Genomic DNA, 13,518 nt, shown 5'->3' with positions numbered 1-13,518 from the left:
TCGGAGGAAGGGCGGCCGGGGCCTTGTGCGTGGTGCTGCGTCACCGACCGGGGTGGTACCCCGGGCAGTCCCTAGAGCTGACCGACCTCGGAACGGCTCGGCTGGGGCTTGTTGTCGGCGTCGTACTTGTAGATACCGATGGCTGCCTCCGTGGGATCACCGTTCTCGTCGAAGGAGACGGGACCGGAGATGCCGTCGTAGTCGATGTCCTCGCCCTCGCGCAGGAGCGTCACGCACCCGGCGAAGTCGAAGCACTTGGTGCCGTCCTTCGACACTGCCGCGAGCTGCTCGGCGATCGCCGTCCCCTCGACACTTCCCGCCGCCTCGGAGGCGAGCGCGATGAGGTTCACGGCGTCGTAGCTCTCGCCAGAGTAGGCGAAGCTGTCCAGGTTGGGATCGATCGTGGCGAGGGCCTCCTGGAATCCGGTCCCGGTGAAGGGGCCGGGGATGGTGCCCTGGGCTCCTTCGAGGGTGCCCGGGTCGAGGTCCTTGCTGTAGTCGGTGGTGTTGCCGTCGACCATGAAGATCGAGGAGGCATCGATGCCCTTGGCGACCAGCAGCGGGACGATGCTCTTGGCCTCGTCGAAGCTGATCAGGACGATCGCATCGGGCTTGGCCGCAGCGATGGCGTCCACCTGGCTGGAGAACTGGGAATCACCGGTGTTGAACATCTCGTTGCCGACGACCTGCCCTCCAGCGCCCTCGACGACCTCCTGGATGTTGCTCTGCAGGCCGGTGCCGTAGGAGTCGTTCAGCGTGATCATGCCGACGGTCTGCGCACCGCACTCCATGATGTAGTTGCCGAGCGTGCGTCCCTGGAGCACGTCCGAGGGGGCGGTGCGGAAGTACAGACCCTTGTCGTCCCAGGTGGTGAACTCCGGGGAGGTGTTGGCGGGCGAGAACTGCACGACGCCGGCGCCGGTGATCTGGTTGATGACCGTCTTCGAGACGCCCGAGGATGCAGCACCGATGATGGCGCTGACATCCTGGGACAGGAGGTCCGTCACGGACTGCGTCGCGATGTCGGTGGTGGTGTCGCCGGAATCGCGATGCGTGATCGAGATGTCCTGCCCCAGCACGCCGCCGGCCTCGTTGACCTCCTTGACGGCGAGGTCGACGCCCGCGATCTCCGGCGGGCCGAGGAACGCGAGCGTCCCGGTGGTCGGCAGGATGGATCCGAGCTTCAGGGGCTGGGGGCTCGTGGTCTCGCTGGCGGGTACGGCGGCAGGATCGCCCTTCTCGCCCTGCTCCTCACCGGTGGCACCCTCGCCCTCGGGGCACGCCAGGGCGGATCCGCCGGCGGCCGCCGTGGTCTCCGTGGTCTCAGTGGTCTCCGTGCTGCCGCTGTCGGCGCCGTCGCCTTCGGACCCCGTCGTCCCTCCGCCGCCGCAGCCGGAGGCGAAGAGCGCGACGCCCAGGCTCAGGGCAGCGATCTTCGCCGCGCGCGGGGCATTTTCCCCAATGCCGAAACGCGCGTAGTTGCGTGTTGCAGTCATGAATTAGTCTCCTCGACCGAAAGGCTATTGCTGCCTTTGATGCGTGTCGCCAGGTGTTCCTGGCCTATGGGAAAAGCTAATCCAATTTCGTGTCCGAGATAAGAGAATAGGGTTACATCCTTGTAACGCTCATCACATGCGGGATATCGGGCCCTTGACAGGCGGCACTGATCAGTATCCTGCCGATCGGTGGGAACAAGATGCTTTCCGCGGGAGAAGTGCCCCAGCAGGGACTCGAACCCTGACTGAACAGATTTTAAGTCTGCTGCCTCTGCCATTGGGCTACTGGGGCGAACCGGACGCTCCAGCCTACCGGACAGCACCCGGCTCACCTGAGGGGGAATGCAGAACGACGGCGACCCGGTGGGGGTCGCCGTCGTTCCGGCTACGCGTGCTGCGCGTGCTTCGTGCTGCGAGCGCTCAGGCGGATGCCTTCGCGGCCTTGCCCGCCGGGGTGGGCGGCGAGCTCTGCAGGGCGGTGTCCTTCTTCGGCGGCGGCGTGGCCGCTTCGCGGAACTGGCGCTGCGGGGTCTGCAGGTCCGAGATCGGGGCGAGGTCACGGCCGAACAGGAAGCTCATGCTCCAGTTGACGATGACGCGGGCCTTGCGCTCGTACATGGGCATGGCGAAGCCGTGGTAGCCGCGGTGCGCGAGCCAGGCCGGGAATCCCTTCATGCCGAAGCCCATGATGTTCGCGACGCCCTTGAACTGGCCGAAGCCGGCGACGGCGCCCAGGTTGGTGTGGCGGTACTCCTTGACCTCGTCCACACCGTAGTTCGCGGCGAGGATGTTGGCGGCCAGCAGCTTGGCCTGGCGGACGGCGTGCTGGGCGTTGGGGACGCAGAACCCTCCCACCCCGCCTCCGGTGAGGTCGGGCACGGCCGCGACGTCGCCCGCGGTCCAGGCATGCTCGATGGGCCCGTCGTCGCCCGTGATGCGGAGTTCGGCGGAGGCACGGACGCGGCCGCGCTCGTCGACGGGGAAGTCCGTAGAGCGGACCACGGGGTTCGCCTGCACGCCAGCGGTCCAGATGAGGGTGTCGGTGTCGAACTCGTCGGCCGGCGTCTTGTCCGGCATGTTGATGAGCTTGAGCGTGCCGTCCACCGCACTGGCGAGCGAGGTGTTGAGGAGGACCTCGATCTCGCGGGAGCGGAGGTGCTCCACGACCCACTCGGCCTGCTCTGCCGTGACCTCGGGCATGATGCGGCCCATGGCCTCGACCAGGACGAAGCGCAGGTCGCTGCGGCTCAGGCGCGGGTTGGCCTTGACGGCGTCGCGGGCCGCGTCCTCCATCTCCGTGATGGTCTCGATGCCCGCGAAGCCACCGCCGACGACGACGAAGGTCAGGGCACGGTCCCGCTCGGGGCCCTCGGGGAGGACGGAGCCGGTCTCGATGCGCTCGAGCATGCGGTCGCGGAGGGCGACGGCTTCCTCGATCGTCTTCAGGCCGATGCCCTGGTCCTTCAGGCCGTCGATCGGGAAGGTGCGCGTGATGGACCCCGCGGCGACGACGACGTCCGTGTAGCCGAGCTCGAAGGAGTCCCCGCCGCCCGACGGGGCGATCGTCGCGGTGCGGCCCGCGTGATCGATCGACGTGACCTTGCCCGAGATGAGCTCGGTCTTCTTGAGGTGCTTGCGGTGCGACACGATGGCGTGGCGCGGCTCGATGCTTCCGGCGGCCACCTCGGGAAGGAACGGCTGGTAGGTCATGTAGGGCAGGGGATCCACGAGCGTCACGATGCCGCCGTGGTCCTTGACCTTTTTCTGGAGCCTGTGCGCGACGTAGAGGCCGACGTAGCCACCGCCGACGACGAGGATGCGCGGGCGATCAGAGAAGTGTGGGTTCGATGCCATGCCCCGATGCTACCGGACTTTGTGAAAATCTTCACTAGCTCGGTGGGCGCCCCGGAACCTCTCCCCCGCGCTGATCGTTGCCGGCCACCCCCTGCTCGTCGCCGACCGATGCCTCCGCGACAGCCGTCCGGCGTCGCACGCGGGCGACGTGCACGGCACCCCCGACGAGCAGGGCCAGCAGCACGCCGCCGAAGCCGAGCACCACCACGGCCGGGGCGGTATGGACCGAGACGAGGGGGTCCTCCGCCTGCGGCGCGGGCGGTACGGGAATGACCTCCGGCGTCGGGCCGGGAGATTCGGGCGACGGCGCCGGCGTCTGTCCGCCCCTCCGGTAGAGCTCGATCCACTCGGCCATGCTGCCCAGCCGGTTCTCCTCCGGCACGGAGATGTCGCTGTTCACTGCCGCGGCCACATCCAGGACCCCGTGGCCGTACAGCGTGTCGAAGCCCGGCGCTCCGGCGTCCCTCGCGGTGCCCACGATGCGGTTGACGACCTGCGCTGCCGTGAGGTCCGGGTAGCGGGACCGGATCAGGGCCGCGACCCCGGAGACGAGGGGTGCTGCGCCGGAGGTCCCGGACCAGTCGGCATAGAACCCGCCGGGGAGTCCGCCCACGAGGTTCTCGGACGGCGCCGCGACCGCGATGCTGATGCCTTCGCTGGAGGCCTCGTCACTGGCCGTGCCGGCCCGGTCGAGTCCTGCCACCGCGAGGACACCGGGAATCGTCGCCGGGGCGCCGACCTGCGTCAGTCCGCCCGCCCGGTTGCCGGCCGCGGCGACGATCACGACGTCGTTCTGCTCAGCGTGGAGGAAGGCGTCGTCCCAACTCTCGGGCCACGCCGTGCTGGTGCTGCCGAGGGACATGTTGATGACGTCCGCGCCGTTGTCCACGGCCCAGCGGACGGCGTTGGGCACCTGCTCGTCGACGGAGATCCCTGCCGGGTTCGGGCCGCCGTTCGGGCCCTCGATCCAGACGGACACCGCGAGCAGGTCGGCCTTCGGCGCGACCCCGACGATGCCGTCGGGGCCCTCCCCGTACTGGGAGAACGGCCCGCCCTCCGCCGGCGGTACCGCGTCCGCGGTGGTCCCGGCGGACGGACCGGGGGCGGGCGCGACGGACCCCTCCGTATCGGTGTGGCCGCGGCCGGCCAGCAGGGTGCTGACCAGGGTCCCGTGGCTGGGGACCTCGCCGATGCCGCGCAGTCCGCCCGGGTCGCCGGCGCCGGAGGCGTCCGTGCCGCCGACCACGGCACCGACGAGGTCGGGGTGGGTCGCGTCCACGCCGCTGTCGATCACCGCGACCGTGACGCCCTCGCCCTGCGTGGTCTCCCATGCCTCGGCGATGCCGTACTCCTCGAGCCAGTACTCCTTGGGGCGCACCTGGTCGGCGGCTGCGGGCAGGGCCGCCTGCAGCAGGACCGTGAGGGCGACGACGAGGGCCGTCCCCGTCCGGGCGGCCGCGCGGCGGGGCATGGGCATCAGCTCACGAGCCCCGCCGGGCCACGCTCAACGCGATCCCGTCGAGGATGTCGTGTTCGCTCGTGATCGCGGTGGCGACCCGTCCACCTGTCAGGACCGCCACGCGCTCGAGGATCGTCGCCCAGATGAGCGCCCCGGCGCCGATCACGTCCACGCGGCCGGGGTGCATGTAGGGCAGCGCCGCCCGCGCCGCCCTCGGCCGGTGGAGGAGGTCCGATGCCGCAGCGGCAATCGCCGCGATCGGCAGTTCCGTGCCGTGAATGCGATCGGCCTGGTACTCGGGCAGCTCGAGGGCATGCGCGGTCACCGTGGTCACGCTGCCCGCCACGCCGACGATCTTCGTGACCCGGTCCAACGGCACCTCGTCCGCCGCACGGTCGATGAGGCGCCGGACCTCGGCCGTCATCGCCGTGATCTGCTCCTCCGAGGGCGGATCGTCCCGGAGGAAGCGCTCCGTGAAGCGCACGCAGCCCATGTCCGTGCTCAGCGATCCGATGAGGCCCTGCTCGGTGCCCGCGACGAACTCCGTGCTGCCGCCGCCGAGGTCGATCACGAGGACGGTCTCGTCCTCGTCCGTCGCCAGCACGCTCACGGCCCCGTCGAAGGACAGCCGGGCCTCCTCGTCCCCGGTGACGACCTCGGGCTCCACGCCCAGGCGCGCCCGGATGCCGTCCACGAAGTCCTGCCGGTTCTCGGCGTCCCGCGAGGCGGATGTCGCCACGAACCGCACAGGCGGGTTGCCGTGCTGCGCGATCAGCGCCGCGTACTCCTCCGCGGCCGCGAAGGTGCGCTCGAGGGCGGCCTCGGACAGGCGCCCGGTCGCGTCGACGCCTTCCCCCAGGCGCACCACGCGCATCAGGCGCACGACGTCGGTGAGTTCGCCGTCCCGGATGTCGGCGATCAGCAGGCGGATCGAATTGGTGCCGCAGTCGATGGCAGCGGTGCGCATGGTGTCTCCTCGCAGGGGGTCGGTCGTGGTCGCGTCGGCCGCTCCGCGACGGCGTGCCGCCCGCTTCGCCTCGAGCTCACCCGCGCTGAGTCCCTGGGTCCGGGTGTGTCGGCTCAGGTCGGCGTGCGGTGCCTGGCCGGTGGTGTCCCACGCTCCCTCACAGGAGCAGCGATCCGCCGTCCACCACGGGGCGATACGGCTGATCGCCTCGTCGCCGAGCGGATTCACGCCGGCGCCGGCCGCGAGAGCGTGGCCCACGAGCACGTGCAGGCATTTGACGCGTGCGGGCATCCCCCCGGCGGAGACACCGTCGATCTCGGGGACCGGGCCGGTGCCGGCGCGCTCACCGACGGCGTCGCGTGCCGCCAGGTACGCGCGGTGCGCCCGCCGGTAGTGGTCGGCGAGGTCGGGATCGTGGGAGAGCCGGTCGCTCATCGCGGTCATCACGCCGTCGGCCTCGAGGCGGGACACCGCCGCGGTGATGACGGGGTGCGTGAGGTAGTAGGTGGTGGGGAACGGGATGCCGTTGGACAGGCGCGGGGCCGTGGTGGCGACGAGCGGATTGCCGCAGACGCACCGGGCGCCGATCTCGACGACGTCGCGGACGGGTCGGCCCAGCTGGCGGCTGAGGACATCGAGGTCGCGCCCCGTCGGAGTCCTGCGATCCGTTGCCCGGCGCTCCTCGGGTCCGTCGTGGTGGTCGTGCTCGGTCACGCTGTTCCTTCCTTGGTTCGCAGCGGGCGTGCGGTGGGACGCAGCACCCGGTGCGGCACAGCCCGCCCCGGTGGCGGGGCCGCGTCGCTCAGTCCGTCGCCGCGCGGGCGACGGAGTTCCACAGGGAGTCCACCCAGGGCAGATCGGTGGGCTCTGCGGTGGACCCCTCCCCCGTGCTCTCCTCGATGCCGTCGCTGCCCTTGACGAGGTAGCGGGTCTCACCCGGCATCACGAGGAAGATCCGCTCGCGGGCCTGCTGCTTCACGTAGGCGGGATCGTCCCAGCGTGCGAGTTCCGACGTGTAGTCCGCCTGCTGCTGCTGCAGCTGGGCGATGTCCGCCCGGAGGGCCTCGAGTTCGGTCTGCTGCTGCAGGTAGCGGCTCACGGACGGCGCCAGCAGCACGATCACCGCGACGAGGACGACGGCGAGGGCGAGCAGGCGTCCGGAGAACGCCTTCGCCGGGATGGGGGTGGCTTCCTCGGCCGGTTCGATGACCGAGTCGGCCCGCCGGGACCCGAGCCGCCCGCGCCGGATGCTGCCGGCCAGCTGGGATCGTTCAGCAGCCCTGGCCGCGGAGGCCGACGCCGACCCGGCACCCTTCGGGCGGGCCGGCGTCGTCCCGGACGTCCCTGCGGCGGCGCGTGGGCCGGCACCGGATCCCTGCGCGGTGCGCGGATCCTTCGTCGCCGAGGGACCCGCGGCGCGCGCGGTGGACGGCTTCCGCGGTGAGGACCCGGCGGGCCGGGATGGCGCCGACGCGTGGCCGGCGCCCCGGGTGCCCGCACCGGATCCGGCCGGGGCGTTCGGGGCGGTACGGGAACCGTGGGCGGGCTGGCCCTTGGACGTCCCGGGAGCCGGCCGCTCCTCCGCCGTCGGCGTCGGGCGGCCGGCTCGCGGCACGTTAGGGCGGCGGACGGTCATGGAGCTCCTCGTCAATGCTGTCGCGTGGGTCTCGCGGGACCCGTCCAACGAGGGTAACCGCCCTTTCGATCAACTGCCGATCAACTAGGCCGTGAAACGCGGGAAGGCGCTGCGACCGGCGTAGCGTGCGGCGTCGTCGAGCTCCTCCTCGATGCGGAGCAGCTGGTTGTACTTCGCGACGCGCTCGCTCCGGGCGGGGGCGCCGGTCTTGATCTGGCCTGCGTTGGTGGCCACGCAGATGTCGGCGATCGTGGTGTCCTCGGTCTCGCCGGAGCGGTGCGAGGTGATCGTGGTGTAGCCGGCGCGCTGGGCCATCGAGATGGCGTCGAGCGTCTCGGTCAGCGTACCGATCTGGTTGACCTTGACCAGCAGCGAGTTCGCCGTTCCGGTGGAGATCCCCTTGGCGAGGCGCTTGGGGTTCGTGACGAAGAGATCGTCGCCGACGATCTGCACCTTGTCGCCGAGGACCTCGGTGAGGTGCTTCCAGCCCTCCCAGTCGTCCTCGTCGAGGGGGTCCTCGATGGAGACGAGCGGGTAGTCGCGGACGAGCTCCTCGTAGTAGGCGCTCATCTCCGCGGTGCTGAGGGACTTGCTCTCGAACTGGTACGCGCCGTCCTTGTAGAACTCGGACGCAGCCACGTCGAGTGCGAAGGCGATGTCGGTACCGGGCGTGTAGCCGGCGCGCTCGATCGCGGTGGTGATGAGGTCGAGTGCGTCGCGGTTGGACGGCAGGTTCGGGGCGAAGCCGCCCTCGTCGCCGAGGCCCGTGGCGAGGCCCTTCTCCTTGAGCACCGACTTCAGCTCGTGGTACACCTCGACGCCCCAGCGGAGCCCCTCGGAGTAGGTCTGCGCGCCGAGCGGCACGATCATGAACTCCTGGATGTCGACGTCGGAGTCCGCGTGGGATCCACCGTTGAGGATGTTCATGAGGGGAACGGGCAGCACGTGCGCGTTCGGGCCACCGAGGTAGCGGTACAGCGGGAGCGTCGAGGACTCGGCGGCGGCGCGGGCGATGGCGAGGGACACACCGAGCATCGCGTTGGCGCCCAGGTTGGACTTGTTCTCGCTGCCGTCCAGGTCGATCATCGCCTGGTCGATCGCCCGCTGGTCGGCGGCGTCGAACCCGAGGAGGGCAGGCTGGATCTGCTCGATCACGGCTTCGACGGCCTGCAGGACGCCCTTCCCGAGGTAGCGGTCCTTCTCGCCGTCGCGGCGCTCGTTGGCTTCGAATGCACCGGTGGACGCGCCGGAGGGGACGGCCGCGCGGCCGAAGGTGTCGTCGTCGAGCAGTACCTCGACCTCGACCGTGGGATTTCCGCGGGAGTCGAGGATCTCCCTCGCGTGGATGGCATCGATGATGGCCATGGAATAGCTCCTCTTCGTTGGAGTGTAGGGGTCACATCTTGTTGGGACGTCTTTGTCGTAAGCAACGGAGGTGTTGCTCCCAGCCTAGTTCACATGCGTCCCGCCCATGCCGCGCCCCCCGCCATTTGTGACGGTGGCTGTCCGGGCTCACGCCCCGTCGAGGGCGTTCCGCTGGTAGTCCAGCACCGCCCGGCGCAGGGCGCGTTCCGGGTCCAGGCCCGCACCGGCCGCCCGGCGGACGAGGGCGAGCAGTTCCCGGCCGAGCTCGGCCTCACTGCAGGCTCCACTCCCTGCTACCTGCCGGCCCTCCCCCGCGCGCCCGAGGGTCTTCGCCGCGAAGGCCAGCGCCGGGAGGTGGTGGGGGATGCCGTCGAACGGCGACGTGCGGGCGGGCCGCTCCTGCGCCTTCACGGCCTGCCATGCCGCGACGATCCCGTCGACCGACGGCGGCGCAGGGTCGTTCCCGTCCGCGGGCGTCGCCGTCCGGAGACTGCCGTCCGCCGTGAACACGTGCGGGTTCCGGCGTACCAGCTTGTCGGTGAGTCCTGCTGCGACCTCCGCGAAGCCGAAGGATCCTGCTTCGGCCTGGAGCTGTGCGTGCAGCACCACCTGGAACAGGACGTCGCCGAGCTCGCCGCGGAGTTCGTCGAGGAGTTCGCGGTCCGGCGCCCCGGCACGGACGACGTCGTCGACCGCCTCGTAGAGCTCGTACGTCTCCTCCACGAGGTACTCGAGCAGCGCGGCATGGTCCAGGGCCGCCGTCCACGGGCACCGGCGGCGCAGCTGGGCGACCACCTCCACGAGGCGCTCCACCGCCGCGCCCGGCGGACTCCCGGGCGCGACACCCGATGCTGCCGTGTCCGTCACGGGGAGGCTCAGGCGGAGGCCAGCCCGGCTGCGTGGTCGAACCGTTGCGCCACGTACTCGGCGAGGGCTTCACGGTCCTCGAGCGGCAGGAACGCGGCGTCGACGGCGTTCAGGGTCAGCGCGAGGAGGTCCCCGAGGTCGTAACCGAAGGTGTCGACGAGCAACTCGAACTCACCGGTCAGGGTGACCCCGCTCATGAGGCGGTTGTCGGTGTTCACGGTGACCTTGAAACCCAGCTGGTACAGCAGGTCGAAGGGGTGCGCGTCGATGGTGGTGCCGAAGGCCTCGATGGCCCCGGTCTGCAGGTTGGAGGACGGGCACAGTTCGAGCGCGATCCCCCGGTCCCGCACCCACGAGGCGACCAGGCCGAGGTTCGCGATCCCCACCTCCTCGCCGTCCGCGGCCTGCTCGTCCTCCGACTCCTCGATCTCGATGTCCTCCGCGATGCGGACGCCGTGCCCGAGGCGCAGGGCGCGGCCGGCGACGAGCGCATCCCGGATGCTGTCCAGGCCTGCCGCCTCGCCGGCGTGGACGGTCACGGGGAACTGCTCGGAGGCGAGGAAGGTGAAGGCGTCGGTGAAGCGGGAGGCCGGGAAGCCGGCCTCCGCTCCGGCGATGTCGAAGCCGACGGCGCCGCGGTCGCGGTGGCGGAGGGCGAGCTCGGCGATCTCCTGGCCGCGGTCGGCGTGCCGCATCGCGGTGATGAGCTGGCCCACCTGGATGACGCGGCCGGCGGCGATGGCCGCAGCGGCTCCCGCCTCGAGCCCCTCCTGCACGGCCTCGACGGCCTCGTCGAGGCTCAGGCCCTGCTGCGTGTGCTGCTCGGGGGCCCAGCGGACCTCACCGTAGACGACGCCGTCGAGCGCGAGGTCCTCGACGAACTCCCGTGCCACCCGGATGAGCCCGTCACGGGTCTGCATGACGGCGATCGTGTGGTCGAACGTCTCGAGGTACCGCTCGAGGGACCCCGAGTCCGCGGATTCGCGGAACCAGGTGCCGAGCGACTCGGCGTCGGAGGCCGGCAGCTCGTGGCCGATTGCCGCGGCGAGCTCGAGGATGGTGGCCGGCCGCAACCCGCCGTCGAGATGGTCGTGAAGGGACACCTTGGGGAGGGTCCGGATGTCGATGGCGGCGTCGGGGAGGGCGTCGTTCTGGGTCTGGGTCACGCTGCCAAGCCTACGCGATGCGCATCAGCGCGGGCTCGTCCCGTGCACCGGTCGGGGCCGGTCCCCGGGGACACCGGCGGACGCCCCGCCCGGCTCCCCGGACGCGGGCTGCAGCGGGGTCGAGCCACGGAGGAGCGTGATCAGACGGTCCATGCCGACGCCGATCACGACGGCGATCCCGATGGCCACGGCGACCCCGAGCAGGTGGTTGTGCTGGAACCACGTACCGGCCACCGCCCCGATCCCGACGGAGTACCCTGCCCACACCACCCCGGACAGCGCCGTCAGGGCGACGAAGCGGCGCCGCGGGTAGCCGGTCGCGCCGGCGGTGAGATTCACCGCGACCCGCCCGATCGGGATGAAGCGCGCTACCAGGATGAGCGACGCCGCGCGCCGGGCGAGCTCCCTGCCCGCCCAGGCGAAGGAGTGTCGCATCCGTGGCCCACGCATCCACCGGAACCGTGTGGTGCCGATCCATCGGCCGAGGAGGAAGGCGAGATTGTCGCCGAGGAATGCACCGAGCGCCGCCACCAGGATCAGGAGCCAGGGATCGGGCACCCCCTGCGTGATGACGAGGGACGCCAGGCCGACGACGACGGACTCGCTGGGGACGGGCGGGAAGAAACCGTCGACGAGGCAGCAGGCGAGGACGAGGAGATACACCCAGGGCTGTCCTGCGGCTGCGAGGACGGCGTCGCCGATGCCGTCGACCGCGGTGATGATCACGTCCATCGTCCGCTCCTGCCGTCGTCGCCCGAGCGAGCGGCCGGCCGCCGCTGCGAGCATCGCCGCGACCGCGCTTCCCGGGCCCGCGTGTGGTTCCGACGCTACCGGCGGGCCGGTGGCCGGGTCGTCGGCCTTCCGGGCGAGATGCGCAACGGCCGGCCTCACCCCGAGGGATGAGACCGGCCGCGCCTACCCCTAGGGGATCCTGCGGGACCCGCCTCAGGCGATACGGTCGATGATGAGCCGCTGCGCCGGTCGGGAACCCTCGGGCGCGATCACGACGGCGTCCGCCAGCGCCTCGCGGGCGCGCTCGAACCTGTCCGGGGTGTCGGTGAGCAGCGTCATCAGGGGCTCCCCCGCCCGCACCGTGGCCCCGGGCTTCGCGTGCATCCGCACCCCGGCCCCCGCCTGCACCTGGTCCTCCTTGCGGGCACGACCGGCTCCGAGGCGCCACGCGGCGACACCGACGGACAGCGCGTCCAGGCCCACGAGCACGCCGTCGGCCGGGGCGAGGATGACCTCGGACTCCCTCGCGACCGGCAGGGCCGCGCGCGGGTCGCCGCCCTGCGCCTCGATCATCCGGTTCCACACGTCCATGGCGCGGCCGTCCTTCAGGGCAGCGGCGGGATCGGCGTCGTGCACGCCGGCGCAGGCGAGCATCTCCTCGGCGAGGCGCACGGTGAGCTCGACGACGTCGGACGGCCCGCCGCCGGCGAGGACCTCGATGGACTCCTCGACCTCGATCGCGTTACCGGCGGTGAGCCCGAGCGGGGTGCTCATGTCGGTCAGGAGCGCCACGGTGTTCACGCCGGCGTCCTTGCCGAGCGCCACCATGGTCTCGGCGAGCTCGCGGGCGCGGGTCTCGTCCTTCATGAACGCGCCGCTGCCCACCTTGACGTCGAGGACCAGCGAGCCGGTGCCCTCGGCGATCTTCTTGCTCATGATCGAGGACGCGATGAGGGGGATGGCCTCGACGGTGCCGGTGACGTCGCGCAGGGCGTAGAGCTTCTTGTCGGCCGGCGCGAGGCCCGTGCCGGCCGCGCAGATGACCGCGCCCACCTCGGCGAGCTGGCGCAGCATGTCCTCGTTGCTGAGGTGCGCCTGCCAGCCGGGGATGGACTCCAGCTTGTCGAGGGTCCCGCCGGTGTGGCCGAGGCCCCGGCCGGACAGCTGCGGCACGGCGACGCCGAACACGGCGACCAGGGGCGCGAGCGGCAGGGTGATCTTGTCGCCCACCCCGCCCGTGGAGTGCTTGTCGCTCGTCGGGCGGCCGAGCGAGGAGAAATCCATCCGCTCCCCCGAGGCGATCATGGCGGCCGTCCAGCGGGAGATCTCGGCGCGGTCCATGCCGTTGAGGAGGATCGCCATGTTGAGGGCGGCCATCTGCTCGTCGGCGATGGTCCCGCGCGTGTAGGCGTCGATGGTCCAGTCGATCTGCTCGGGTGAGAGCGTGCCGCGGTCGCGCTTGATGCGGATGATGTCGACGGCGTCGAAGGCTTCGGTCATGGAGGATCCTCGGATCTGTTCGGCGGGGCGGGATGGCTGTCGGGGAGGGGGCGGGTGTTCAGGCGAGGTGCTGGGGGCCGAAGGCGTCCGGCAGGACCTCGTCCATGGTGCGGATGCCGCTGACGGTCAGGAGCACCATGTCGGGTGCCCGGAACTCGTACAGCAGCTGGCGGCAGCGCCCGCACGGCATGAGGGTGTTGCCCTCGCCGTCCACGCAGCTGAAGGCGCGGATGCGCCCTCCGCCGCTCATGGCGAGCGCGCTGACGAGCGCGCACTCGGCGCACAGCGTCAGCCCGTAGGACGCGTTCTCCACGTTGCAGCCGGAGACGATCCGGCCGTCGTCGAGGAGCGCAGCCGCACCGACGGGGAACTTCGAGTAGGGCACGTAGGCGTGCCTCATCGCCTCCGTGGCGGCGGCGGTGAGCGTCTCCCAGGGGATTCCGTCCGCGGTGGTGGTGTCGGTCATGGCGGGTTCC

At 71.1% G+C, this 13,518-nt stretch carries 11 protein-coding genes and 1 tRNA gene; all 12 read right to left on the bottom strand.

The genetic code is table 11. From position 1 onward, the window contains the following. Positions 1-71: 71 nt before the first annotated feature. Positions 72-1,496 carry an ABC transporter substrate-binding protein gene (locus ACX80F_RS04105; RefSeq protein ID WP_459335118.1) on the bottom strand — a complete coding sequence of 475 codons (1,425 nt, stop codon included), beginning with the start codon at positions 1,494-1,496 and terminating at the stop codon, positions 72-74. Positions 1,497-1,715: 219 nt separating this feature from the next. Further along, positions 1,716-1,788 (bottom strand) — tRNA-Leu (locus ACX80F_RS04100). A 128-nt stretch (positions 1,789-1,916) separates the two neighbouring features. Then, the gene (locus ACX80F_RS04095) at positions 1,917-3,350 is read right to left on the bottom strand and encodes an NAD(P)/FAD-dependent oxidoreductase (RefSeq protein ID WP_459335117.1); all 1,434 of its coding nucleotides are present in this window, start codon (positions 3,348-3,350) and stop codon (positions 1,917-1,919) included. Positions 3,351-3,384: 34 nt separating this feature from the next. Further along, complete coding sequence (locus tag ACX80F_RS04090) at positions 3,385-4,827, bottom strand: S8 family serine peptidase (protein ID WP_459335116.1); 1,443 nt, start codon at positions 4,825-4,827, stop codon at positions 3,385-3,387. A gap of 4 nt (positions 4,828-4,831) precedes the next feature. Then, positions 4,832-6,490, bottom strand: a complete 1,659-nt coding sequence (locus ACX80F_RS04085; protein WP_459335115.1) for a DUF501 domain-containing protein — start codon at positions 6,488-6,490, stop codon at positions 4,832-4,834. 88 nt (positions 6,491-6,578) lie between these two features. Then, positions 6,579-7,412: an FtsB family cell division protein gene (locus ACX80F_RS04080; protein ID WP_459335114.1), complete on the bottom strand. Its 834-nt coding sequence runs from the start codon at positions 7,410-7,412 to the stop codon at positions 6,579-6,581. 84 nt (positions 7,413-7,496) lie between these two features. Further along, the gene (gene eno, locus ACX80F_RS04075) at positions 7,497-8,777 is read right to left on the bottom strand and encodes a phosphopyruvate hydratase (protein ID WP_459335113.1); all 1,281 of its coding nucleotides are present in this window, start codon (positions 8,775-8,777) and stop codon (positions 7,497-7,499) included. A 147-nt stretch (positions 8,778-8,924) separates the two neighbouring features. Next, positions 8,925-9,644: a MazG nucleotide pyrophosphohydrolase domain-containing protein gene (locus ACX80F_RS04070; protein ID WP_459335112.1), complete on the bottom strand. Its 720-nt coding sequence runs from the start codon at positions 9,642-9,644 to the stop codon at positions 8,925-8,927. Positions 9,645-9,652: 8 nt separating this feature from the next. Further along, positions 9,653-10,810: an adenosine deaminase gene (locus tag ACX80F_RS04065; protein ID WP_459335111.1), complete on the bottom strand. Its 1,158-nt coding sequence runs from the start codon at positions 10,808-10,810 to the stop codon at positions 9,653-9,655. Between the two features lie 24 nt (positions 10,811-10,834). Then, entirely contained in the window at positions 10,835-11,542 is a 708-nt protein-coding gene (locus ACX80F_RS04060; RefSeq protein WP_459335356.1) for a DedA family protein, read from the bottom strand. A gap of 213 nt (positions 11,543-11,755) precedes the next feature. Continuing rightward, positions 11,756-13,042: a thymidine phosphorylase gene (locus tag ACX80F_RS04055; RefSeq protein ID WP_459335110.1), complete on the bottom strand. Its 1,287-nt coding sequence runs from the start codon at positions 13,040-13,042 to the stop codon at positions 11,756-11,758. Positions 13,043-13,100: 58 nt separating this feature from the next. Then, positions 13,101-13,508, bottom strand: coding sequence for a cytidine deaminase (locus ACX80F_RS04050; protein ID WP_459335109.1), 408 nt, complete (start codon positions 13,506-13,508; stop codon positions 13,101-13,103). Positions 13,509-13,518 lie beyond the last annotated feature (10 nt).

It is taken from the genome of Arthrobacter sp. TMS2-4, from assembly GCF_054511075.1.
This window is presented reverse-complemented; position numbering and strand designations above follow the sequence as displayed.

Bases quoted from the DNA above. Each gene is read 5' to 3' on its own strand.
- ACX80F_RS04095 (WP_459335117.1), bottom strand. From the start codon at position 3,350: ATGGCATCGAACCCACACTTCTCTGATCGCCCGCGCATCCTCGTCGTC.
- ACX80F_RS04105 (WP_459335118.1), bottom strand. From the start codon at position 1,496: ATGACTGCAACACGCAACTACGCGCGTTTCGGCATTGGGGAAAATGCC.
- ACX80F_RS04050 (WP_459335109.1), bottom strand. From the start codon at position 13,508: ATGACCGACACCACCACCGCGGACGGAATCCCCTGGGAGACGCTCACC.
- ACX80F_RS04055 (WP_459335110.1), bottom strand. From the start codon at position 13,042: ATGACCGAAGCCTTCGACGCCGTCGACATCATCCGCATCAAGCGCGAC.
- ACX80F_RS04060 (WP_459335356.1), bottom strand. From the start codon at position 11,542: ATGGACGTGATCATCACCGCGGTCGACGGCATCGGCGACGCCGTCCTC.
- ACX80F_RS04090 (WP_459335116.1), bottom strand. From the start codon at position 4,827: ATGCCCATGCCCCGCCGCGCGGCCGCCCGGACGGGGACGGCCCTCGTC.
- eno (WP_459335113.1), bottom strand. From the start codon at position 8,777: ATGGCCATCATCGATGCCATCCACGCGAGGGAGATCCTCGACTCCCGC.
- ACX80F_RS04080 (WP_459335114.1), bottom strand. From the start codon at position 7,412: ATGACCGTCCGCCGCCCTAACGTGCCGCGAGCCGGCCGCCCGACGCCG.